Raw genomic sequence first — 22,959 nt, 5'->3', positions numbered from 1 at the left:
CGTCACGGAGCGCCGTTCACCGTCGGTACTCCTCACGCAGCGGTTTCGCCGCGGCGGGGATCGTGGCCGCGGCCAGCTCGGAGTAGGAGCACTGGAAGGTGCCGCGGTACCCGAAGATCGGGCCCACGACCGGGTTGCTCACGGTGAGGTCGACCCGGAAGCAGCCCGCGTCGTCGTCGTAGTGCTCCCGCAGGACGCCGGTCCCGCTGGCGATCATCGGGAACGAGAATCCGACCGGGCCCGAGTAGAAGCGCTGCGGCCCGGTGCGCACGACGAGCCCGCCGCGCTCGTCGACCTCGAGGTCCAGGTCGACGGCGAGGTGCTGGTGCGTGCCGAGGTAGTCGAGGACACGGTCGTTGCGTGCGTCGTAGACCATCGTCGCGTCGAAGCGGCTGCGGCGTCCGCGGGGGAACTCGAACGTCCGGACGAACGTCACGGTGTCGCGCCCCAGCGAGTCGGTGTAGGCGTAGTTCTCGATCGTGAACGGCACGTCGGTCCCCGTCCGCGGCACGAGGATGTTCCGCCACGCACCGAGCCACAGGAAGGGCACCGTGACGGCGGGTCCGCGCCAGATCTCCTCCATGACGCCGCGCCCCACGCAGGCGTTCTCCCCGTCGGGAGTCAGGCCGAACCGGCGCCGCATCTCGGGGTGGAGACGGTCGGTGTCGCTGCCGAGGGCACGCGCGAAGACGGGGTCGGTGATCATGAGCGCTCCTGTGGGGTGGGGTGGGGCAGGGGTGGGAGCCGCGAGGCGCTGACGCGCTCGGTGATCCGCGGTGGGCGCTCGACGTCGACCGGCGTGCGCCGGCAGCGTCGGGCGCGAGGCACGTCGACGGGCAGCGGGGCGACCAGCACGACACCTGCTGCGGCGAGGAGCCCGGGAGCCCGGCGTCGGGGGCCCCCGGACGACGACCGGGCGGCCACGACGAGCGTGGCCAGGGCCGCCACCCGCGCCGCGAGGACGACGAGACTGCGCACGAGGGACGCGCGCGGAGTGATCCCGTCCTCCAGCCACAGGCGCAGGCGGTCGAAGCTCCACGCGGTCATCCATCCGATGAACGGCCGCACGACGACGCGGTCCAGCGTCGCGCCCTGCCAGCCAGGCGTGTAGTCGTAGCCCGTGAGGAACCGGACGCCGTCGGCGTCGGGCACGTACCGCCAGTACCCGGCGCCGGTCGCGATGGGCGAGAGCGCGTCGTCGGCCGCGAAGCGCAACGCGGACGTGCAGCCGCCGTCGGGCCGGTGGCGCTCGCCGAGCGAGATCCCGACGCCGGTCAGGGGGAGGCCCGGCAGCGCGCGGTTGGCGTAGGTGAACTGCTGCGGGTCACCGTCAGGCGTCGGCAGGTGCGTGATCGACGTGAAGCGCAGGTCCCATGAGGCGTGGAGGTCGGGGTCCTGGGTGGCCGTCCAGAGGGTGGCCAGATCCGTCTGGATCCGGATCTCCACATAGATGCGCTCATGTCCCATTTGCGCAAGGCTAGTGGTCGACGAGCATGTCGCGACAGTGGGCGCGAGTGCGGTGGGTCACAGGCGCGCGGTCGAGCGGTCAGCGCAGCCAGGTGTGCCGGCCGACGAGTGCTGCCCACGGGCGTCCCAGGCCCCAGGTGTCCCCGGCGATGAGCGCGGCGAGCAGCACGACGGCGAGGGCGAACACGAGGTGCTGGTCGACGAGCGGGTTCTGGCTGCCGGAGTTGAACGGCCAGCTCGCGACGTAGAGCGTGAGCATGAGGATGGCGCCGGCGACGGCGGCGATGCGCAGGCCGATCCCCAGGACGAGGGCGAGGCCCACGCCCAGCATGCCGAGCATGAACAGCCAGTCGGACAGGGGGCTGGCCATGGATGCGAGCAGGTCCTTCGCCGGCCCCTCGACGCCGTCGCTGCGCAGGTAGCCCTGGCTGGGGGCGCCGCCATGGATCCAGGCGCGGTCGGACGGGGTCGCGAAGCCGAGGCCGAACGCCTTGTCGAGGAAGGGCCAGAGGAACACGAGACCGACCGCGATGCGGAAGACGGCGAGGATCCGCCGCGCCGCGACGTGGGTGACGACCGTCTCTGGGGCGGTGGTCGGGCGTGAGTCGAGGGTGCTCGGGGCTGCGTTCGTCATCGTCGCTCCATCTTCAAGCCTTCGTCGTTGAATGTTGAATGGCTTGCGGAGCGTAGCGCGAAACGGGCATTCGTGTCTTTAGTCCTAAAATGTTTCGTCTGATGGCGCCTCGAGGCTCTGGCCAGCTGCGGCAGAGCGGTCCGCGAGGACGGCGAACGCGTCGCGGAGATCCTGCGGCGACACCGCCGTGACGGGAACGTCGAACCGCACGAGCGCGGCCGCGAGCGACATCCACGACCAGGACCCGACGACCACCCGGCAGCGGTCCGGACCGAGGTCCGTGACGATGCCGTCGGGCAGGAACGGCGCCACCTCCCGCGTCGGCAGGGCGAGGACGGCCTCACCGACGCACGGAAGGTTGCCGAGCTCGTCGGAGCCCGTGAAGCGGGCGGCGAGGAAGGTGCGGACGTCACCACCCGGGACGGTCCGCGGTGCGAACCGGGGACCGGTGGGTGTGCGCGGCCGGAGGCGGTCGAGGCGGAACACCCGCCAGTCGTCACGGTCGAGGTCGTGGGCGACGAGGTACCACCGGCGACCGTGCGTGACGACGTGGTGGGGTTCGACGCGCCGCGGCACGGGAGCCGCGCCGTCGGGGTCGTCCGCCGCGCCGTAGTCGAAGCGCAGCACCTCGTTCCCACGGACGGCCGCCATGACGGCGAGCAGGACGTCGGGGTCCGTCCGTGGAGTACCCGGGTGCTCGGGGAGCGTCATGAACCGCACGGCATCGAGACGGTGGCGCAGCCGGGAGGGCAGGACCTGACGCACGGTCGCGAACGCTCGCAGGGCACCTTCGCCGACGGGCCCGCCGGATCCGGCCGCGGTCTGGAGGGCGACCGCCAGGGCGAGGGCCTGGTCGTCGTCGAACATCAGCGGCGGGAGCTCCGCACCTGCCTCGAGCCGGTACCCGCCGTCGGGCCCCTTCACAGCGTCGATCCGGTATCCCAGCTCGCGGAGCCGCTCGACGTCGCGCCGGACGGTGCGGCTGCTGACGTGCAGCCGGTCGGCCAGCACGTCACCAGGCCAGTCCCGCCGCGTCTGCAGCAGGGACAACAGCGTGAGCATGCGCGACGAGGACCCCATGCGCCCAATCTTCCTCGAGAAGAGGACAGAAACCGACCGCTACTCCGTCGATGCTCGTCGTAGGGCCGCACCGAGCGGCCCGCCCGACGAGGACGAGGAGTCCACCATGACCATCGACGTCACACCCCACCTGAACTTCCGCGGCGACGCCCGGGACGCCCTGACCTTCTACCGGTCCGTGTTCGGCGGCGAGCTCGCGATCATCAGCTACGCCGACATGGGCACGACCGACCCCGCGACCGCCGACCACGTCGTGTGGGGCCAGGTGTCCGCACCGGACGGCTTCCGGGTCATGGCCTACGACGTCTACCCCCACCTGCCGTGGGACCAGGGGCAGGACCCGTTCTTCGTGTCCGTGCGCGGCACGGACGCCGACGAGCTGCAGCGGTACTGGGACGGGCTCGCGGACGGGGCAACCGTGACGCAGCCGCTCGCCGCGTCGCCGTGGGCGCCCCTGTACGGCCAGCTCACGGACCGGTTCGGCGTGACGTGGGTGCTCGACATCGCGGTGGACCGGTCTGCTGGGTGACGGGACCGTTGGGTCACTGGGCCGCTGGGTGACAGGGCCGCTGGGTGACAGGACCGCTGGGTGACTGGACCGCTGGGTGACTGGGCCGCGGGCCGCCGGGGAACGCCCGGCGGCCCGCGCCTACATCGTGGCCCCGGAGGCGTGGCGCTGCGTGGAGAGCACCCGGGAGAACACGACGACGAGCAGGCCCGCGACGGGGACGACGACGAGTCCTGTGCGCAGGCTCGTGGCGTCGGCGATCGCTCCCACCAGCGGTGGGGACACGAGGAACCCGAGCCGCAGGAGCCAGCTGACGAGCGTCAGGCCTGTGCCGGGGGCGAGCCCGGGGATCTGGTCCGCCCCGTGCATCGCGGCGGGGATGAGGGTCGCGATGCCGAGGCCTGCCAGTCCGAACCCGACGATCGTCCCGACCACGCCCGGTGCGGCCAGGGCAGCGCCCATCCCCACGAGCACCACCGCCCCGCCGGTGCGGGCGACGGCGCGCTGCCCGAACCGGTCGACGAGCGGGTCCCCGAGCATCCGCCCGACGAACTGCATGCCCTGGAGGGCGATGAACCCGAAGCTCGCGACGAATGCTGTCGCGCCGAGGGCGTCGGCGAGGTAGATGGCACCCCACGAAGCCCCGGCGTCCTCGACCATCCCGCCCGACGCGGCGATGACGACGAGCGCGAGCAGGATGCCGTAGGCGCCGGCGCGGGAGGCGGGAGCGGGGGCGTCGTGGCCGGCGACCGTCGACCGGGCAGGTGCCGTCTGCGGTGCGGGGACGACGGGGTCGCGCGGCTCGGGGCCCGGGAGCATCCACCGGCAGGCCAGCAGGGCGACGAGCACGAACGTGACGCCCGAGACGACCATGTGCCGGGCGGGCGAGAGCCCTGCGTGGGCGAGCGCCGCGCCCATGATTCCGCCGAGCACGGCGCCCATGCTCCACACCGCGTGGAAGGAGTTGAGGATCGACCGCCCGTACAGCCCCTGGACACGCAGCCCGTGGGAGTTCTGGGCGACGTCGGTGATGGCATCCATCGCGCCGGCGAGGAACAGGCCGACCGCGAGCGCCGTCCACGACGGCGCGGCGCCCGCAGCGATGAACCCGAGGGCGGCGAGGACGGTCGACACGAGCGCGACCCGTGAGGAGCGGAACCGTCGGATGAGGACCCCTGCGCTGAGCCCGGACACGAGAGCGCCGAGCGAGTACGCCGCCACCGCGGTGCCGAATGCCGCGTTGGACAGCCCGAGCGCGTCCTTGATCTCCGGGTACCGGGGGAGCAGGTTGGCGAAGAGCGCCCCGTTGGTGAAGAACAGCACGGCGACGGCCACGCGTGCGCGGGAGGCGACCCGGGCGGGCGCTGCGGGCGGTGCCGGGGCGGCGGACGCGGTCATACGGCGGCGCTCCTCCTGCGGTGGGCGGTGACCGGACGGCGTACAGCGGTGCGCGCCACGTCCGTGCCGCCGATCGCCAGTGATGCCGACGCTGTGGGCCCCGTGGGGCTCGAACCCACGACCCGCGGATTAAAAGTCCGATGCTCTGCCAACTGAGCTAGGGGCCCGGTGAGCCGTCGTGGGGTTGCTCCCGGTGGCCGGCTCGCCAGCGAACAGGTTACGCGGTTTCGTGCGTGGACGCGGTCACCCGGGTGCGGTGGCGGCAGGTGCTCCGCCAGTCCGCCCAGGATCTTCACACGGGTGCCGGCAGCCGCGACCTGGTGCGGATGCGTGGACGCCGGAGAGCGATCGAGGCGGGCGCGGGAGCGGTCGTCACGGCGCGTTCCGATTGCGGGATCACCCGGTCCTTGGTTCGGTGGTGGAGACCGAACGACTCCCGTCGGGGTCGTCGCCAGGTGGCAGCACCTGTGTGCGACGACCCGGGAGTGCCCGACGAGAGGACACCCTCATGCTGACTCTGACCGACAACGCCCGTCTCGCCGTCCAGGAGCTCGCCACGCAGGCGAACCTTCCCGAGGACGGCGGCCTGCGCATCGCAGCCGCCGACGGCGCGCCCGGCGACTTCGACCTCGCGCTCGTCTCCGAGGCCAAGCCCTCGGACAAGGTCATCGACCTCGAGAGCACGCACGTGTTCGTCGAGGAGACGACCGCTGAGAGCCTCACCGGCCTCAAGCTCGACGCGCAGCCCGAGGGACAGGCGACGGCGTTCAGCCTCGCCCCGCAGAGCTGACCGCGGCGGACAGCGCCGCACGCGACGACGCCCCGGCCACCACGCGCACGCGTGGTTGCCGGGGCGTCGTCGTGCCCCGGGGTGTCAGAACTTCGGCAGGTCCTCCACCGACCATGCGCCGATCCACCACGACCCCAGGGCGAGCGCCCCGAGGGTGACGAGCAGGAACACCCCGACCCAGAAGAGCCCTGGCAGCGGCGTGATCCGGGCGAGGATGTCGGCGTCGGACGCCCGCGCGCGGCCGCTGCGGCGCGACTGCTGCAGCTCGACGACCGGTCGAGGGGCGGCGAGGAGCAGGAACCACGTGACGAGGTAGGCGGCAGCCGCCTGCACCTCGGTGCTCGCGAACCACGAGACGAGCCCGAGCGCGATGCCGCTCACGAGGATCGACCACAGGCCGAACCAGTTGCGGATCTGCAGCAGCATGAGCGCGAGCACGAGGACGAGCAGCCACAGCAGCCCCACGGCGTGCCCCTGGCGGAGGAGGAACGCGGCGCCGAGGCCGACGAACGCCGGTCCGGTGTACCCGGCGAACGCGGTGAGGATCATCCCGGGTCCGGTCGGCCTGCCGCGGGAGACCGTCAGGCCGGACGTGTCCGAGTGCAGCCGGATGCCGCTCAGCCTGCGACCGGTGATCAACGCGGCGAACGCGTGCCCGCCCTCGTGCGCGATCGTCACGACGTGCCGCGCGAGCCGCCACGACGGGCCACACAGCACGACCGCGAGGGCCACCGCACCCGTCGCCCAGACGAGCCACTGGTCCGGTGCGGGCAGCGGGTCGGACACGCGCGACCACACCTCGGAGAAGAACGACGTCAGGGAGTCCACGAGGAGCATTCGACCACACGGGTCGTCCGCGACGGGAGGGGTCGGGCCGTGCTGCACGGCGCCGACCAGCACCGACGTCGCACGCGTCACAGGGACGTTTCCCCCGTTCAGCCGCCTCCCGTGAGACGATGGGGGTCAGGCCGTGCAGTTTCTGCGCGCCGAGCGTCGAGGGAATCGCCCGACGGCGCATAGAGAAAAGGCACCCCTTGACGAACTCCACGCGCTCCGGCGCGCCTGCAAGCACATCCGCGACCACCGCAACGGCAACGTTCAGCGACTTCGCGATCCCCACCCCGATCATCACGCACCTCGCGGCGAACGGCATCGACGCGCCGTTCCCCATCCAGTCGGCGACGTTCCCCGACACCCTCGCAGGACGCGACGTCCTCGGCCGTGGCCGTACGGGCTCCGGCAAGACCCTCGCGTTCTCCATCCCCATGGTCACGCGCCTCGCCGCGACCGCCGGTCGTCGCCGCTCGAGCCGCCCCCGTGGCCTCGTGCTCTGCCCGACGCGCGAGCTCGCCAACCAGATCAACGCCGTCATGGAGCCCATCGCCCAGCTCCTCGGCCTCAAGACGACCGTGATCTTCGGTGGCGTCGCCCAGTCCCGCCAGGCCAACGCCCTCCAGGGCGGCGTCGACATCGTCATCGCCTGCCCCGGCCGCCTCGAGGACCTCATGGGCCAGAAGCTCATCAGCCTCGACGACGTCGAGATCACCATCCTCGACGAGGCCGACCACATGGCCGACCTCGGGTTCCTGCCCGGCGTGAAGCGCATCATGGACAAGACCCCCGCCAAGGGCCAGCGCCTGCTGTTCTCCGCGACGCTCGACCGCGGCGTCGACCAGCTCGTCAAGCGCTACATGGACGCGCCCACCACGCACTCCGTGGACAGCGCCGAGTCGCCCGTCTCCACGATGGTCCACCACGTGTTCGAGGTCGCTGACGCGGGCGCCAAGCGTGACGTCGTCAAGGAGCTCGCGTCCGGCACCGGACGCCGCGTGCTCTTCACGCGCACCAAGCACCAGGCGAAGAAGCTCGCGAAGCAGCTCACCGCCGACGGCGTCCCCGCCGTCGACCTCCACGGGAACCTCGGCCAGGGCGCGCGCGAGCGCAACCTCGAGGCGTTCTCGACGGGCACCGTCAAGGTCCTCGTCGCGACCGACATCGCGGCCCGCGGGATCCACGTCGACGAGGTCAGCCTCGTCGTGCACGTCGACCCGCCGGCCGAGCACAAGGCGTACCTGCACCGTTCCGGCCGTACGGCCCGCGCCGGGTCCGCCGGTGACGTCGTGACGATCATGCTCCCTGAGCAGCGCGGCGACGTCCGCGACCTCACACGCCTCGCCAAGATCACCGCGCAGCCGCAGAAGGTCACGCCGGGTGACGCGCGCATCAAGGGCCTCGTCGGTGACTTCGCGGCCTACGTCAAGCCCGCTCCCGTCGTCGAGCAGCCCCAGCAGCAGCGCCAGGGCGGGGGCGGCCGCGGCCGCTCCGGTGGTGGACGGGTCGCCGGTTCCGGGCGCGTCGCGGCATCCTCGGGTGCCAGCAGCGCACGTGGTTCCGGCCGCAGCGCGAGCAGCGCCGGCAGCTCCCGCGGCGGCCTGGTCCAGTACTCCTCGAGCTCGACCGGCTCCGGCTACACCTCCGGTGGCGAGGGTGGCGGCCGTGGTGGCCGCAGCCGTCCCGCCGCGAGCGGTGGCGGCCGCCGCCGCCAGGGCTGAGCACCACCAGCACGCAGCACGACCAGCACGACGACGGGGCCCACCGGAATCTTCCGGTGGGCCCCGTCGTTGCTTGTGGGCGAGAGTGGGACCAGGTCCGCGCCCGCACGAGCGGGTCGACCGCAGGGTCCGAGGAGGAGAGAGCATGTCGTACGAGATCGAGAAGACCGACGAGGACTGGCGCCGCGAGCTCAGCGCCGAGGAGTACGCGGTGCTGCGCCGCGCGGGCACCGAGCGACCGGGGACGGGCGAGCTGCTCCACGAGGGACGTGAGGGCATCTACCGGTGCCGCGCCTGCGGCAACGAGCTGTTCCGCTCCACCACGAAGTTCGACGCCCACTGCGGCTGGCCGAGCTTCTACGCCCCGCAGGACTCCAGCGCCGTCGAGCTCGTCGAGGACCGGGGCCTGGGCATGGTCCGCACCGAGGTGCGGTGTGCCCGGTGCGGTTCCCACCTCGGGCACGTGTTCGACGACGCACCCCAGACCCCCACGGGCGACCGCTACTGCATGAACTCCGTGTCCCTGTCGTTCGACGAAGCCCCGGCGTAGTGCCCCCGGAGATGCCCGGGGAGGTCACGACGTTGTCCTCGAGCGTCGTGCACAGCACCGGGACGATGACCGTCCGCGAGGACTGGGTGCGGCACGCCGACGGCACCCCGCGGCTCTACGGCGTCGTCGAGAAGGACGACTTCGTCGTCGTCGTGCCCGTGCGGGACGGCCAGGTGTACCTCGTCGAGCAGTACCGGTATCCCGTCCGGGGTCGGTACTGGGAGCTGCCCCAGGGGTCCGGGCCCGGAGACGACCCGGCCGTGGTGGCCGCGGCCGAGCTGCACGAGGAGACCGGGCTGCGGGCGGGGGTGCTCGAGCAGATCGGCACCATCCACGAGGCCTACGGGTTCGCCACCCAGCAGGCGACCGTGTTCCTCGCCACCGACCTCGAGCAGGGTGATCCCGAGCGCGGAGCGACCGGGTCCGGCACGCGGGGCCGGTGGCTCTCCGTGGAGGCCATGTGGGCGATGGTCGACGACGGACGGCTCACCGACGCCGCGACGCTCGCGGCCGTCGCCCTCGCACAGCGCCGTGGCGGGCTGCCCACGGGCTGAGGCGCTGGCCCTCCGGCCGCACCGCTCCGCACGAGAGCCCCGCGGGTCCGTCAGGGACCAGCGGGGCTCTCGTCGTCGGGCAGGAGGAGCTCAGCGCTCCGCGCCGGCCGCGGCCTCGGGGGCGGCGACGCCGCTCGCCCGCAGCTCCTCGAGCTGCTGCTGCACACCGGACTTGTGGCTGAGCGGCACCTCCTTGAGGAAGAGGACGGCGACGAGCGCGATGACGGACAGCGGCGCGGCGATGAGGAAGATGTCCGCGACCCCCGCGCCGTACGCGGCCTCGACGACCTGCTTCACCGGGCCCTCGAGCTCGTTGACGTTGGGGATGCTGCCACCTCCCGAGGGTGTCCCCTCGATGCCGATCTCCGCGAACCCGGTCGCGAGCTCCGAGCCGATCCGGCTGCCGAGGACGGCACCGAGGACCGCGACGCCGACCGTGCCGCCGAGGGACCGGAAGAACGCGACGGTCGACGTCCCGGTCGACACCTCGCGGTGACTGAGGGTGTTCTGCGCGGCGAGGACGAGGTTCTGCATGAGCATGCCCATGCCGGCACCGAGGAGGAAGAGGTAGATGCCGATGAGGGCCATGTTCGTGTGGTAGTCGATGGTGCCCATGAGCGTGAGGCCGACGGTGAGCAGGACCGCGCCCGTGACCATGTACCGCTTGTACCGGCCGCTGCGGGAGATGAGCGCACCGGAGACGGTCGAGGCGATGAACTGCCCGGCGATCATCGGGATCGTCAGCACCCCGGACATCGTCGCCGACTTGCCGCGGGCGACCTGCATGTACTGGCTGAGGAACACGGCGGTGCCGAACAGGGCCACGCCCACGGCCACGCTCGCGATCACGGTGAGCACGAGCGTGCGGTTCTTGAACAGCGTCAGCGGGATGATCGGCGCCTCGACCCGGCTCTCCACCCACACGGCGAGCCCGAGGGCGACGAGGGATCCGCCGACCATCGCGGCCGTCTGCCACGACGCCCAGTCGAACGTGCCGCCCGCGAAGGTGACCCACAGGAGCAGGCCCGAGATCCCGACGGACAGCAGCAGCGCGCCCCAGTAGTCGAGCGGGACCCGGACCCGTGGCAGCTTCGGCAGGTGCAGCGTGCGCTGCAGCACGATGATCGCGGCGATGGCGAAGGGGATGCCGACGAAGAAGTTCCAGCGCCATCCCACGGAGTCCGTGAGGACGCCGCCGAGGAGCGGCCCGCCGACCATGCCCACGGCCATGATGGCTCCCATGAGCCCCATGTACTTGCCGCGCTCGCGCGGCGAGATGATGTCGGCGATGAGGACGGTGGCGAGGGCCATGAGGCCGCCGGCGCCGATGCCCTGCAGGGCGCGACCGGTGATGAGGATGGCCGGGTTGTGGGCGAACCCTGCGATCGCGGCGGACACCACGGTGATGACGAGCGCGATCTGGATGAGGGTCTTGCGGTTGACGATGTCCGCGAGCTTGCCCCAGATCGGGGTGCTGATCGTCGTCGTGAGCAACGTCGCGGTGACGACCCACGTGAACGCGGACTGGCCGCCCTCGAGGTCCGAGAGGATGCGCGGGAGCGAGGAGGACACGACGGACGTCGCGAGGATCGAGACGAACATCCCGAGGAGGATCCCGGAGAGCGCCTCGAGCACCTTGCGGTGGGTCATCTCCTCGGGTTCTCCCGGGAGGTGGGCGTCGACGGCCGGCGCGGCCGAGGGGTGGGGCGTGGTCATCAGTGGTGGTCCTTCTGCTGCTGCGTGGTTGTCGTGGTGCCAGCGAGCGTGCTGGCGAGGGCGGTGACGTGACGTACCGCCTCGCGGAGCTCGTCCGGTCCCCAGGCGTGGAACGTCTCGGTGAGGGTGGTGGTCAGGCGTTGCTCGATCTCCTCGACCGCGGTGCGGCCGGTCGGCGTGAGCTCGATGGAGCGGGCGCGGCGGTCGTCGTCGTCGACCGTCCGGCCGACGAGTCCGAGGTCCACCAGGGTGGTCACCTGACGGCTCGCGACGGACAGGTCGACGCGCAGGTGCTGCGCGAGGCAGTTGGTCTGCACCGGCCCCGTGCGGCTGAGGTAGCGGAGGATGGCGACCCCTGCGCGTGGCAGGGTCATGTCGCGGGCCAGGTGGGCGCCGATGTCCCGTTGTGCGCGCGAGAGCTGCTCGAGCGCGCGGACGAGGTCCTGGACGGGAAGGTCAGAGTGGGGCACGGGTCTCCTGGGGTGAGCCATCCACTCTAAGAGGTTGCTTGCAGAATGCAAACACTTGCGGACGTGAGATCCCGCACAGCACGACGCCCGGCCGAGGCGGCGAACCGCACCGACCGGGCGCTGTGACCCGTTCCGACGAGCGTGCTACCGGTTGTGCTCGTCCATGTCCTCGAGCTCCTTGTTGTGCGTCTCCTTGACCTTGGTCAGCACGAAGAAGAAGGACAGGAGAGCGAACGCACCGTACATGCCGTACACGATCTCGAGGCCGAGCCCGTCCGCCATCGGAGGGAAGGACACGGTGATCAAGAAGTTCGCGATCCACTGCGCGGCCGCCGCGAGGGCCAGTGCCGAGGCGCGGATGCGGTTGGGGAACATCTCGCCGAGGAGGACCCACACGACCGGGCCCCACGTCGCGCCGAACGCGACGACGAACACGTTCGCGGCGATGAGAGCGATCGGGCCCCACGGGTCGGGGAGCGAGACGTTGTCACCCGAGCCCGTGGCCTGGGTGAACGCGACCGCCATCGTCGCGAGCGACAGCGTCATCCCGGCGGAGCCCGCGAGCAGCAGGGGCTTGCGCCCGATCTTGTCGACGAGCGCGATCGCGATGAAGGTCACGACGACGTTGGTCACGGCTGTGATCGTCGAGAACGTGAAGGAGTCGGAGTCGTCGAACCCGACCGAGCGCCAGAGCGTCGTGGAGTAGTAGAAGATGACGTTGATCCCGACGAACTGCTGGAACACGGACAGCAGGATCCCGACCCAGACGATCGGGAGGAGACCGAACCGGGGGCCCCGCAGGGACGCACTCTTCTCAAGCTTCTCGGCCTCGCGGACCGAGTCGCGGATCGCCTCGATCCTCGCGTCGACGTCGACGGGACCGAGGACCGAGCGCAGCACGTGGCGCGCCTCCTCCACCTTCCCGGCCGCGACGAGGAACCGGGGGGACTCGGGGACCGTCAGGGCCACCCACGCATAGATCGCCGAGGGGATGACGGCGACGAGGAACATCCAGCGCCATGCCTCGAGCCCGAAGAGGCTGTCGCCGAGGGCGATCGGCGTCCCGGCCGACACGCTGCCGGCCGTGGAGGCCAGGAGCTGGTCGGAGAGCAGTGCCGCGAAGATGCCGAGGGTGATGGCGAGCTGCTGCAGCGACGCGAGCCGCCCGCGGATGGCGGTCGGCGAGATCTCGGCGATGTACGCGGGGGTGATGACCGAGGCGACGCCGATCCCGAGCCCGCCGACGATGCGCCACAGGATGAGGTCCCACACCGCGAAGGCGAAGCCGGAGCCGATCGAGGACACGAGGAAGAGGATGGCGCCGAAGAGCATGACCTTCGGCCGCCCCCACCGGTCCGCCAGCCGGCCTGCGTACCAGGCGCCGAGCGCGCAGCCGAGGAGCGCGACCGCGACGGAGAAGCCCGTGAGGGTGGCGCTGAGGTCGAAGTCCGTCTCGATGGCATCGACCGCACCGTTGATGACGGAGCTGTCAAACCCGAAGAGGAAGCCGCCGACGGCGGAGGCGACGGCGAGGGCGATGGCCTTGCGATGAGCGGTGCGGACCTCTGCAGACTGCGAGCCGGAAGGGCCGGTCTGTCCGCCTGCGGGGCGCTGTGTCGGATCCATGCGCGGTGCCTCTCACTCGTGTCCAGCCTGCTCGGCGGGCACCATCCGACACGCGTGGCGTCGGACGCCCCTGGTCCTTCACACTGTATCGATGAGCGACTCCTTCGGCGCGGGCAACGGACATCACGGTAATTCCGGGCGCGGGACGCCGCGCCCACGCAGACCGGCGATGCTCGACCCACGTGACGCCGACGAGATCCCGGGCGACCTCGACCCGGCACTGCGGGGGGAGATCGCCCACACCACGGCGGCGGCGATCGTGCACCGCGCCCGGGCGTCGGAGGACTCCGTCGTCGTCGAGCGGCTCGTGCGCCTCGTCGAGACCGAGGGGCTCGACGTCGTCGCGGGTCTGTGGGCGGACAGCCCGGCCGAGACGCTCCCCGGAGCGCTGTGGCGGCTCTATGTCCTGCGCGAGTGGGTACGTCGCGACCCGACCACCGTGGCCGACCGCTACCGGCTCGGGCTCGACGCCGCGCCCGTGCACGACGTCGTCGCGGGTGTCGTCACACCGCCCGGACCCGAGGACGTGCGGACGGTCGCCGACGCCGTCCTCTCCGGAGTCTTCCAGGGTGACCTCGCTGTCGCGCTCGAGCGCGCCGGTGCGTTCTGCCGGGTCCTCGCGACGGGTGCCGCGTTCGATGCCGACCACGTGGACACCGTGGACGCCGGCCACGCCACCCGCATGACGCGCGGAGCGGCGTCGCTCGTCCGCACCGCCGAGGAGCTCGAGCACGCCGCCGGGCTGTGGCGCGCGGAGAAGCTCGACTGAGAGCCCTCCGCAGGCGACCCCGGGATCCGCGCCACGCTCTGAGCGAACCCCTCCACAGCGACTGTGCAGGGCCCGGTCGGGGCGCGTAAAGTCATCTGCGACGTCGGGCCACGGTAGCCCCGGGCTCCACATTAAGCCGCTACGAGCGGCCTTTGCGCCGACAGGCGCTCTGTGGTCCGGCGTCCCCCCTCTGGGCCCGCCGTGGCGGTGCATCCAGTGGCGTGCCCGGGGCCGGTCCGGCCGGTGTCGCCTGCGCGACACCCCGCGAGTTGTGTGTTCACCAAACCGCTGCCCTACTCTGTATTTGATCAGTCGATCGCCAAGATGCTGCCGCGTCGTCGTCGTTGTCGGACGACCACGCCCGCCCCAACGGAGCCTGCTGTGCGCCTGCGCCTCACCCCGCGCGATACCTCCTTCTTCGATCTTCTCGCCATTTCCGCGAGCCATCTTGTGACGGGAGCGAACCTTCTCAGCGAGCTGCTCGGCGCGGACCGGGCAGACCGCAAGCTCATCGCCAAGAAGCTCGTCGACGCGGAGCACGCGGCGGACGAGGCCACGCACTCGATCATGCGGCGCCTCAACCAGACGTTCGTCACCCCCTTCGACCGGGACGACATCTACGGTCTGGCGTCCGCGCTCGACGACTGCATGGACTACATGGAGGAGGCCGGCGACCTCATCGTGCTCTACAAGCTCGACGAGCTCCCCGCCCGGGTCGCCGACCAGATCCAGGTGCTCCAGCGGTGCGCCGAGCTCACCGCGGAGGCGATGCCCCACCTGCGGTCGATGGGCGACCTGTCCGAGTACTGGGTCCAGGTCAACAGCCTCGAGAACCAGGCAGACAAGATCCACCGCAAGCTGCTCGCGCAGATGTTCGACGAGATCACCGACCCCATCCAGCTCATGAAGCTCAAGGAGGTCGTCGAGACCCTGGAGCTCGCCGCGGACGCGTTCGAGACTGTCGCGAACATGGTCGAGACCATCGCGCTCAAGGAGTCCTGAGTCCCGGTGGAACTCGCTCTCGTCGTCGTCGTCGTCGCGCTCGCCCTGAGCTTCGACTACACCAACGGTTTCCACGACGCCGCCAACGCCATCGCCACCTCGGTCTCGACGCGCGCACTCACCCCTCGCGCCGCGCTCATCATGGCCGCCGTGATGAACTTCGCCGGGGCGCTCCTGGGGACGGAGGTGGCGGAGACCATCGCCAAGGAGATCGTCAACCTCGACGACGCCTCCCCGCATGCGGCGCTCGTCGTCGTGCTCTGCGCCCTCGTGGGGGCCATCACCTGGAACATGATCACGTGGTGGTTCGGCCTGCCCTCGTCGTCGACCCACGCCCTCATCGGGGGACTCGTCGGTGCCGGGCTCGCTGGCGGCCTCGGGATCTACGGCACGGCGATCGTCGACAAGGTCGTCCTGCCGATGATCATCTCGCCGCTCGTCGGGTTCGGCCTGGCGTTCGCCGTCATGGTCGGCGTGCTGTGGCTGTTCCGCAACGCCGCCCCGAGCAAGACCACGCGCCGCTTCCGCATCGCCCAGACGGCGTCGGCGGCCGCCATGGCCCTCGGCCACGGCCTGCAGGACGCACAGAAGACCATGGGCGTGATCTTCATGGCGCTCATCATCGGTGACTTCGCGGCGGCCGACGAGGGCATCCCGCTGTGGGTCAAGCTCGCAGCCGCTGCCGCGATCTCGCTGGGGACGTACTCGGGCGGGTGGCGCATCATGCGGACCCTCGGGCGCAAGATCATCGAGCTCGACCCGGCGCGCGGCTTCGTCGCCGAGTCGGTCGCAGCGGTCGTGCTCTACGTCAACGCGTTCGCGCTCCACGCGCCCGTCTCCACGACGCACACGATCACGTCCGCGATCATGGGCGTCGGCGCCACGAAGCGGTTGTCCGCGGTCCGCTGGGGAGTGGCGAAGAGCATCGGCATCGCGTGGGTCCTCACGATCCCCGCTGCGGCTGCGGTCGCCGCCGTCATGTACTGGGTCCTCCACCCCTTCCTCGGCTGACCCGGCGGCGTCAGCCGGCACTGCCACGACGACGGCCGTCCGACCCACCCGGGTCGGACGGCCGTCGCCGTCCGTGGCGCTAGTACAGCGGCGGACGGATGCGTTCCACCCCGACGACGCGCGGCCCCTTCGGCCCGTTCGTCACGTGCGCGACGAGGGCCTCGCCCGGTTCGAGGAACGGGTCCTTGGTCGGCAGCGCGCTGGCGACCGGGCGACGGGAGTGCTGCCCGAGGACGTCGAGGACCGTCGGCAGCACGGGACGGTGCGTGCACAGCACGACGGGCGACTGGGACTCGAGGAGCAGCCGGACCACGGCCGCGACCCGGCCGGGGGACCGCTCGTGCGCAGCCTCCGCGAGGTGCTCGCTCGAGAGCGACTGCACGGACGTGGCACGGGCGTAGGGGCGGATGGTGTCGGCGCACCGGGTCCACCTGCTCGTGACGACGGTGACGACGCCGAACGCCGCGAGCACCGGGACGAGGGCCGCCGCGTGCGCGTGGCCGATGGGCGTCAGCGGCCGGTCGGGTTCCTGACCGACCCACGCGGTACGGGGGAGGGACCGGCCGTGCCGCGCGACGACGAGCGCCGTCGTGCTCAGGCGTCCACGCTCGAACTCCCCGACGAGCGCGTCGAGGGGGACCCGGTCGGCGGCGCGCGTGAGCTTCTTCCGGGCGGTCTCCGCGGCGAACCAGCCCATGTCGTCGATCTCCTGCGGCGAGACCGGCGCGACGGGAGCCCGGGCGGTGAGGGCCGGGTCGTCCTCGGACGCGGCGGTCGCAGCCCAGTAGTGGACGCGTTTCACGTGGCCGTCGGGGGTGAGGTACTGGAGCCCGGGCAGGGGGACACCGAGGACGACCTGCGAGCCGGTCTCCTCCGCGACCTCGCGGACCGCCGTGGCGGCCAGGGTCTCCCCGGGATCGAGCTTCCCCTTGGGCCACGACCAGTCGCCGTACCGGGGACGATGGATGAGCCGGACCTGCAGGGCGCCCTTGCGGACGCGCCAGACGAGCGCCCCGGCCGACTCGATCACCGAGGGCTGCTCGCTGGGGTGTGCGCTCACACCTGCCGATCCCCGGACCCGGTAGGCACCTTTGATCGTTGCGTCGCTCACCTGCCGAGGCTCATCCGGCGACGCTGGCGGGAGATGAGGACCTCCTGGGTGTCGAGCAGCGGCTCGCCGCCCGGTCCGAGGTGGTGACGCGTCCACGTGCCGTCGGGGTTGAGGTGCCACGTGGAGGCGGAGTCGGACATGGTCTCGTCGATGAGGTCGACGAGATCGCGGATCTGGCCCTCGTCGGCGAGCCGGACGAGGGTCTCGACCCGGCGGTCGAGGTTGCGGTGCATGAGGTCGGCGGAGCCGATGAAGACCTCCGGTCCGCTCTCAGGTCCCTCACCGATGGCAGGACCGGAGCTGTTCGCGAACGCGAAGATGCGGGAGTGCTCGAGGAACCGCCCGAGGACGGACCGCACCCGGATGGTCTCGCTCAGCCCCGGCACCCCGGCGCGCAGCGCGCAGATGCCGCGCACGACGAGGTCGACGGGCACGCCGAGCTGCGACGCCCGGTAGAGCGCGTCGATCGTGGCCTCGTCGACCATGGAGTTCACCTTGATCTTGATCCACGCCGGCTTGCCGTCGCGGGCCGCCGCCGCCTCACGGTCGATGCGCTCGATGAGCCCGGACCGCACGGACCGCGGTGCGACGAGGAGCCGGTGGAACCGCGACTGCGGCGCGTAGCCGGAGAGCTGGTTGAACAGACGGGTGAGGTCCTGGCCGACGTCCGGGTCGCACGTGAGGAGCCCCAGGTCCGTGTAGAGCCTCGCGGTCTTCGGGTTGTAGTTGCCGGTGCCGACGTGGCAGTAGCGCCGCAGCCCGTCAGGTTCCTGGCGCACGACGAGGGAGAGCTTGCAGTGCGTCTTGAGCCCGACGATCCCGTAGACGACGTGCACGCCGGACTGCTCGAGCTTGCGCGCCCACGAGATGTTGTTCTGCTCGTCGAAGCGCGCCTTGATCTCGACGAGCGCGAGCACCTGCTTCCCCGCGTCGGCCGCGTCGATGAGGGCGTCGACGATCGGCGAGTCGCCCGACGTGCGGTAGAGGGTCTGCTTGATGGCGAGGACCTTGGGGTCTGCCGCGGCCTGCTCGAGGAACGTCTGCACCGACGTGGAGAACGAGTCGTACGGGTGGTGCAGGAGGATGTCACGCTCGCGGATCGCCGCGAAGATGTCTGCCGGGCTCGCGCTCTCCACCTCGGCGAGGAGCCGGTGGGTGGTCGGGACGAACCGTGGGTAGTGCAGGTCGGAGCGGTCGAGGTCGGCGATGAGGTTGAGCCCGGTGAGGTCGAGTGGCGCCGGCAGGGTGTAGACCTCGCTCTCGACGACACCGAGCTCGCGCAGCAGCAGCTCGCGGATGCGTGGGCTGATGCCCTCGGCGAGCTCGAGCCGGACAGGCGGACCGAACCGGCGCCGCAGCAGCTCCTTCTCCATGGCCTTGAGGAGGTTCTCGGCGTCGTCCTCCTCGACCTCGACGTCCTCGTTGCGGGTCACCCGGAACGTGTGGTGCTCGACGATCTCCATCCCGGGGAACAGGTGGTCGAGGTGGTGGGAGATGATGTCCTCGAGCGGCACGAACGACGTCGGGCCCTTGTCCATCGCCTGCGTGCTGGGTGCGCTCGGCCGTCCCTTGGCGTCGACGGCGATGAAGCGGGGCAGCAGTGCCGGGACCTTCACGCGAGCGAAGTGCTCCTTGCCGGTGCCCGGGTTGCGGACGAGGACCGAGAGGTTGAGCGACAGCCCGGAGATGTACGGGAACGGGTGGGCCGGGTCCACCGCGAGCGGGGTGAGCACCGGGAAGATCTGCTTGCGGAAGAACTTGTGCAGGCGGTCCTGCTCCTGCGACGAGAGCTCCTCCCAGCGCACGAGCGTGATGCCCTGGTGAGCGAGCTCGGGCTGCACCGCGTCGGCGAACGCGCGGGCGTGGCGTTCCATGAGGACGTGAGCCCGGTCGCCGATGGCCTCGAGCACCTGACGGGGGGTCCGCCCTGAGGCCGAGGTGACGGCCAGTCCTGTGGCGATGCGTCGCTTGAGGCCGGCGACCCGGACCATGAAGAACTCGTCGAGGTTCGACGCGAAGATCGCGAGATATCGCACGCGCGCCAGGAGCGGCTGGGTCTCGTCCTCCGCGAGCTCGAGGACACGCTCGTTGAAGGCGAGCCAGCTGAGCTCGCGGTCTCCGAACCGGTCGTCCGGCAACGGTGGCATGTCCTCGAGCACCGGGGTCCGGGGGAGGAGCTCCTCCGCGATGTGCTCGGCGATGTGTTCCGCGAGCTCCGGGTCGATCGCGCCGGAGCGCGTGAGGACCTCCGGCGCGCCGGGCGGACGGGGCGTTGTCGTCGAATCGGTCATGGGTTCATCGTGACACCACTCGGTGAACTTTGGGTGCCGGTCGCCGCCGCGGCCCGCGTCAGGTCTCGCGGGGTCAGCCGAGCTGGACGTCCACCGCGGCCCGCGTGAATCCCGCGGAGGTGTACGTCCGCACAGCGACCTCGTTGGACCGGTCGGTGTAGAGCTCCGCCGTCGTCACGCCCGTCGCGGCGAGGTGGTCGAGCCCGACGCGCGTGAGCGCCGAGCCGAGGCCGGTGCCCTGGGCGTCCGGGTCGACGCCGACGACGTAGATCTCGCCCACACGCCCCGGGCCCTCCTGCTCGGCCGGGACCTTGAGCCAGATCGAGCCGACGAGGGTGCCGTCGCGGTGGGCGAGGAAGAACGCCTCGGGGTCGAACCAGTCCTCGCGCTCGCGGGCGAGGACGTCGGCGACGCTCACCCGTCCCTGCTCGGGGTGGTCGGCGAAGGCGCGTGCGTTGACGCGCACCCAGTCCGCCTCGTCCTCGCCGGGACGGAAGGCCCGTACGGTCACGCCGTCGGGCAGGCCGCGACCCGTCGGTGCGTACCCGCGCAGGTCGAGCGTGAGCCGCCACAGCTCGCGCACGACCTCGAGCCCGGCGGACGCCGCCAGGCGCCGCGCAGCGGGCAGGTCTCCGTGTGCCCACACGGCCAGCGGGTGCGCCGCGTCGGTGCCCGGGCGTGCCACCGCTCGCGCGCGTGCTCTGGCGAGCAGGGCCGAACCGACGCCGTGCTGGCGCGCGAAGGGGTGGACGAGGAGCTCCGCGCTCACGTTGCCGGGTGCACCGAGATCGAGCTGGGCATACCCGGCCAGGTCGTCGGCGGCCCGCACGAGCAGGTGCTCCACCGCCGCGGCATCGTCCTGCAGCCACAGGAGGGGTTGCTCGGACAGGGGGGCGACCCCGTCGACGTGCTCGGCGGCACGTGCCAGGCGCCGCACGGCCGCGGCGTCCTGCTCGGACAGGGGGCCGCTGACGGTCTCGATCTCGGAGTCATCCACGACGTCGATTCCATCACGTCCGAGCGGTGCCCCGCCGCGCGGACGTCAGGGACGCACGACGTGCACGACAAGCAGGCCGTCGGCGTCGGCGCCGGTGAGCGCGACGAGCCCGTCGAAGCTCGTCACGCGTCCGAGGTCGACGATGCCGACGTCCGCAGCGTCGAGCGACCACAGGACCGATCCGTCCTCCGGGGACAACGACCGGACCGTGCCGCCCTCCTGGACGACGTAGGAGGTGCCGTCGCTGGACGCACGGGCCGGTGCCTGCACATCCATGGACCAGCGTGCCGAGCCGTCGTCCAGGTCGAGCGCCACGACCGTGTCGACGCTCATGAACACGACCGCGTCGCCCACGAGGCGCGGCGAGCCGTCCGTGGCGACGTCGGCCGACCAGAGCGACTCGCCGTCGGACGTGGCGTAGCCGTGCGCGGTCGAGCCGTCGGTCACGACGAGGACCTCGGGCGACGGTTCACCGGGCCACACCACGGTGGACCTGCTGCCCGGATGCCTGACGAGCTCCGTGCCGTCCGGGTCCAGCCAGACGGTCGTGTCCGCCGTCTGCGAGATCACGGCTCCGTCGGCCAGGAGGCGTAACAAATGGCCCGAACCCTCTTTGGGGGCGCTCCACGCCTCCGCGCCGTCCGCGGCGTCGAGCACGGTGAGCGTCGAGCCCTCTCCCGCGACGAGCACGTGCTCGTCCGTGAGGCTCACTCCCGGATCCCCGTCGCGCTCCCACAGGACCTTCCCGGTCGGATCGAGCAGGGTGATGCCGCCGGCTTCGTGGACGAGGACCCGCTCGGAGGAGAGGAGCGGTGGCGCTCCGATCGCTGTGCCCGACCACAGGTCCGCGCTCGTGCCCGTGCGCGGGTCGACCGTGACGACGACATACTCGCCGGTGTTCCGCATGCCCGTGCACGCGAAGGTCTCGAGCATCGCGGAGCACCCGGTGAGGCCGTCGGACTGCGGGACGCTCTCGCTCCAGAGGTGGTCGCCCGTCACGGCGTCGATGCCGACGAGGGCGGCGATCGCGTTGGTCCCGTAGACCGCGAGCAGCACGACCCTGTCGACGACGGGAGGGCCGGCAGCCTCGGGGAGCAGGACCGTGTGCGTCGCGTCGACGACGAGGCCCTGTTCCTCGAGGTCCGCAGCCGTCAGCGTCCAGGGTGCAGCAGGGGCCCACGTGTCGCTCGGTGGGGCGGACGGCTGGGCGGACGGTGAGGCCGACGGCTCGTCGTCCTGCCGGGTCTCGGCGGCGTCCGTGACGTCCGCTCCGCCCAGGACACCGGTGAGCGCCAGCGTCGCCAGCACACCGGCGACGAGCGTCAGTGCCAGCGCGACGACCCACGCGACCACCGGCCGCTGCTGGCGTGCGGTGTGCACCGGCGGCCCGGGCGGTGCGCCGGGACCTGCAGGCGGGGGCGGGGGGAACGACGGCTGTCCGGGCACGGTCGGAGTGTAGCGGACGGGACATACCCGGGCGGACCACCCGGAACCGTCCAGGACCTCGACGGTTCCGGGTGATCGGTGGGCGGCTCAGGTCGTCGGCTCTGCGGCCTCCTCGGGCAGGTCCGTCCCCGTCGCTGCCCGGTACATCGACGTGAGGTCCGCCACCGGCGCGAAGAACGCACCGTGCTGCGTGTCGAAGTGGATGACGGCGATCGCCGAGGAGGGGTGCGCGAACCCGTGCACGGCCGCCGCGGGCGGGATCGCGAGGATCCGCTCGGGATCTTCCAGCGCCCGGAGCTCGGCATAGGCCCGCGCGCGCGCCGGCGTCGTGAAGGCGAGGACCGCGGTCCCCTGCTCCATCTTGACGGCGAACGGCTGGATGGCCTCGCCCTCGCCGCGTGGCACGAAGTACCAGCGGTCGAGCGCGAACACGGCGCTCCACAGTGCACCCAGCGCGGAGCTGTCACCGGCGCGCGCACGGGCATCGAACGCGAGGCGGTCGATCGCCGTGACGACACCCGCAGCCGCGTTGGTGCGGCCCGGGCCCCCCACAGGCCCGATGACCGCCTCGGCCAGGGTCCGCACGACCGCCGGCGGTGCGCCGAACGCCGCGTCCTTCGGGTTGAACAGCAGGATCTCGACGCCAGCAGCCGCGAGCTGGTCCGCAGCCCCGAGCATCTCCGAGGGCGGCGAGGCGAACACCTGGTCGGCACCCCCGCGCCCGTCCTCGGCGAACGCCACGGCCCGCTCGAGGTCGGTGAACACGGGCAGGGCCGGCTTGCCGTTGGCCGTGACCGTCACCGACCGGAGACCGGGCGAGGCGTCCTTCACGAAGAACCATCGCTCGAGCGGCAGCACACGCCGCCACAGGGCACGCCAGCGCGCTTCCGAGTCGGTCTCGTCCACCGCCCCGACAGCCTTGCGGGCGAGCGAGTCGATGACGGACGGGTCGGTGGGCGTCGCGACGGAGTGATCTGTCATCCAGAC

Annotated in this window: 22 protein-coding genes and 1 tRNA gene; 8 read left to right on the top strand and 15 right to left on the bottom strand. The window is 71.6% G+C overall.

The annotated features are described in order from the left end of the window. Nucleotides 1-16 precede the first annotated feature (16 nt). From AC54T1_RS00795 to AC54T1_RS00780, 4 genes are all read right to left on the bottom strand, one after another. Nucleotides 17-706 carry a DUF4166 domain-containing protein gene (locus AC54T1_RS00795; RefSeq protein ID WP_484343442.1) on the bottom strand — a complete coding sequence of 230 codons (690 nt, stop codon included), beginning with the start codon at nt 704-706 and terminating at the stop codon, nt 17-19. After that, on the bottom strand, nt 703-1,467 hold the full coding sequence (locus AC54T1_RS00790) for a hypothetical protein (protein WP_496910677.1): 765 nt from the start codon (nt 1,465-1,467) through the stop codon (nt 703-705). Before AC54T1_RS00790 ends, AC54T1_RS00795 begins: the two co-directional genes overlap by 4 nt. A 79-nt stretch (nt 1,468-1,546) precedes the next feature. Next, on the bottom strand, nt 1,547-2,101 hold the full coding sequence (locus AC54T1_RS00785) for a DoxX family protein (RefSeq protein WP_496910676.1): 555 nt from the start codon (nt 2,099-2,101) through the stop codon (nt 1,547-1,549). Between the two features lie 84 nt (nt 2,102-2,185). Continuing rightward, complete coding sequence (locus AC54T1_RS00780) at nt 2,186-3,181, bottom strand: helix-turn-helix transcriptional regulator (protein WP_496910675.1); 996 nt, start codon at nt 3,179-3,181, stop codon at nt 2,186-2,188. On the opposite strand from AC54T1_RS00780, the gene AC54T1_RS00775 reads away from it, so the two are divergent. Beyond that, nucleotides 3,180-3,710, top strand: a complete 531-nt coding sequence (locus AC54T1_RS00775; protein WP_496910674.1) for a VOC family protein — start codon at nt 3,180-3,182, stop codon at nt 3,708-3,710. The two genes, AC54T1_RS00780 and AC54T1_RS00775, sit on opposite strands and share 2 nt — an antisense overlap. A 120-nt stretch (nt 3,711-3,830) precedes the next feature. Here the strand turns inward: AC54T1_RS00775 and AC54T1_RS00770 are convergent, their stop codons facing one another. Both AC54T1_RS00770 and AC54T1_RS00765 read right to left on the bottom strand, forming a co-directional pair. Further along, nucleotides 3,831-5,087, bottom strand: coding sequence for an MFS transporter (locus AC54T1_RS00770; RefSeq protein ID WP_496910673.1), 1,257 nt, complete (start codon nt 5,085-5,087; stop codon nt 3,831-3,833). A gap of 94 nt (nt 5,088-5,181) precedes the next feature. After that, a tRNA-Lys gene (locus AC54T1_RS00765) sits at nt 5,182-5,254 on the bottom strand. A 341-nt stretch (nt 5,255-5,595) separates the two neighbouring features. Between AC54T1_RS00765 and AC54T1_RS00760 the strand changes: the two genes are divergently transcribed. After that, nucleotides 5,596-5,877 (top strand): iron-sulfur cluster biosynthesis family protein, encoded by a 282-nt coding sequence (locus AC54T1_RS00760; RefSeq protein ID WP_484343424.1) that lies wholly within the window; start codon nt 5,596-5,598, stop codon nt 5,875-5,877. 84 nt (nt 5,878-5,961) lie between these two features. Here AC54T1_RS00760 and AC54T1_RS00755 read toward each other — a convergent pair whose 3' ends face one another. Further along, the gene (locus tag AC54T1_RS00755) at nt 5,962-6,705 is read right to left on the bottom strand and encodes a M50 family metallopeptidase (protein WP_496910672.1); all 744 of its coding nucleotides are present in this window, start codon (nt 6,703-6,705) and stop codon (nt 5,962-5,964) included. 206 nt (nt 6,706-6,911) lie between these two features. Here AC54T1_RS00755 and AC54T1_RS00750 point away from each other — a divergent pair, with 206 nt between their 5' ends. The 3 genes from AC54T1_RS00750 (at nt 6,912) to AC54T1_RS00740 (ending at nt 9,533) form a co-directional block, all read left to right on the top strand. Continuing rightward, nucleotides 6,912-8,429 carry a DEAD/DEAH box helicase gene (locus tag AC54T1_RS00750; RefSeq protein WP_496910671.1) on the top strand — a complete coding sequence of 506 codons (1,518 nt, stop codon included), beginning with the start codon at nt 6,912-6,914 and terminating at the stop codon, nt 8,427-8,429. 145 nt (nt 8,430-8,574) lie between these two features. After that, complete coding sequence (msrB, locus tag AC54T1_RS00745; protein ID WP_484343421.1) at nt 8,575-8,979, top strand: peptide-methionine (R)-S-oxide reductase MsrB; 405 nt, start codon at nt 8,575-8,577, stop codon at nt 8,977-8,979. 11 nt (nt 8,980-8,990) lie between these two features. Further along, nucleotides 8,991-9,533, top strand: coding sequence for an NUDIX domain-containing protein (locus AC54T1_RS00740; RefSeq protein ID WP_496910670.1), 543 nt, complete (start codon nt 8,991-8,993; stop codon nt 9,531-9,533). Between the two features lie 90 nt (nt 9,534-9,623). On the opposite strand, the gene AC54T1_RS00735 is transcribed toward AC54T1_RS00740, so the two are convergent. From AC54T1_RS00735 to AC54T1_RS00725, 3 genes are all read right to left on the bottom strand, one after another. Then, nucleotides 9,624-11,249 carry an MDR family MFS transporter gene (locus AC54T1_RS00735; protein WP_484343419.1) on the bottom strand — a complete coding sequence of 542 codons (1,626 nt, stop codon included), beginning with the start codon at nt 11,247-11,249 and terminating at the stop codon, nt 9,624-9,626. Beyond that, nucleotides 11,249-11,719: a MarR family winged helix-turn-helix transcriptional regulator gene (locus AC54T1_RS00730; RefSeq protein ID WP_496910669.1), complete on the bottom strand. Its 471-nt coding sequence runs from the start codon at nt 11,717-11,719 to the stop codon at nt 11,249-11,251. The genes AC54T1_RS00735 and AC54T1_RS00730 overlap by 1 nt, the downstream gene beginning before the upstream one ends. A 144-nt stretch (nt 11,720-11,863) precedes the next feature. After that, nucleotides 11,864-13,345 (bottom strand): sugar porter family MFS transporter, encoded by a 1,482-nt coding sequence (locus AC54T1_RS00725; protein WP_496910668.1) that lies wholly within the window; start codon nt 13,343-13,345, stop codon nt 11,864-11,866. 169 nt (nt 13,346-13,514) lie between these two features. On the opposite strand from AC54T1_RS00725, the gene AC54T1_RS00720 reads away from it, so the two are divergent. From AC54T1_RS00720 to AC54T1_RS00710, 3 genes are all read left to right on the top strand, one after another. Then, on the top strand, nt 13,515-14,114 hold the full coding sequence (locus AC54T1_RS00720; protein WP_484344230.1) for a hypothetical protein: 600 nt from the start codon (nt 13,515-13,517) through the stop codon (nt 14,112-14,114). A gap of 381 nt (nt 14,115-14,495) precedes the next feature. Further along, the gene (locus AC54T1_RS00715) at nt 14,496-15,116 is read left to right on the top strand and encodes a DUF47 domain-containing protein (RefSeq protein WP_484343416.1); all 621 of its coding nucleotides are present in this window, start codon (nt 14,496-14,498) and stop codon (nt 15,114-15,116) included. Between the two features lie 6 nt (nt 15,117-15,122). Continuing rightward, a complete protein-coding gene (locus AC54T1_RS00710) occupies nt 15,123-16,127 on the top strand; it encodes an inorganic phosphate transporter (protein WP_484343415.1) in 1,005 nt (334 codons plus the stop codon). Nucleotides 16,128-16,206: 79 nt separating this feature from the next. On the opposite strand, the gene AC54T1_RS00705 is transcribed toward AC54T1_RS00710, so the two are convergent. From AC54T1_RS00705 to AC54T1_RS00685, 5 genes are all read right to left on the bottom strand, one after another. Then, entirely contained in the window at nt 16,207-17,238 is a 1,032-nt protein-coding gene (locus tag AC54T1_RS00705) for an NUDIX domain-containing protein (RefSeq protein WP_496910667.1), read from the bottom strand. Beyond that, the gene (locus AC54T1_RS00700; RefSeq protein WP_484343413.1) at nt 17,235-19,529 is read right to left on the bottom strand and encodes an RNA degradosome polyphosphate kinase; all 2,295 of its coding nucleotides are present in this window, start codon (nt 19,527-19,529) and stop codon (nt 17,235-17,237) included. The genes AC54T1_RS00705 and AC54T1_RS00700 overlap by 4 nt, the downstream gene beginning before the upstream one ends. Before the next feature lie 73 nt (nt 19,530-19,602). After that, the gene (gene mshD, locus AC54T1_RS00695; RefSeq protein WP_496910666.1) at nt 19,603-20,526 is read right to left on the bottom strand and encodes a mycothiol synthase; all 924 of its coding nucleotides are present in this window, start codon (nt 20,524-20,526) and stop codon (nt 19,603-19,605) included. 45 nt (nt 20,527-20,571) lie between these two features. After that, nucleotides 20,572-21,972, bottom strand: a complete 1,401-nt coding sequence (locus AC54T1_RS00690; RefSeq protein ID WP_496910665.1) for an outer membrane protein assembly factor BamB family protein — start codon at nt 21,970-21,972, stop codon at nt 20,572-20,574. 87 nt (nt 21,973-22,059) lie between these two features. Beyond that, nucleotides 22,060-22,953: a hypothetical protein gene (locus tag AC54T1_RS00685; protein ID WP_496910664.1), complete on the bottom strand. Its 894-nt coding sequence runs from the start codon at nt 22,951-22,953 to the stop codon at nt 22,060-22,062. Nucleotides 22,954-22,959 lie beyond the last annotated feature (6 nt).

Source organism: Sanguibacter sp. Z41_6 (assembly GCF_059621145.1).
Note: the sequence above shows the minus strand (reverse complement) of the source record. Positions and strands in the feature narration are given on the sequence as shown.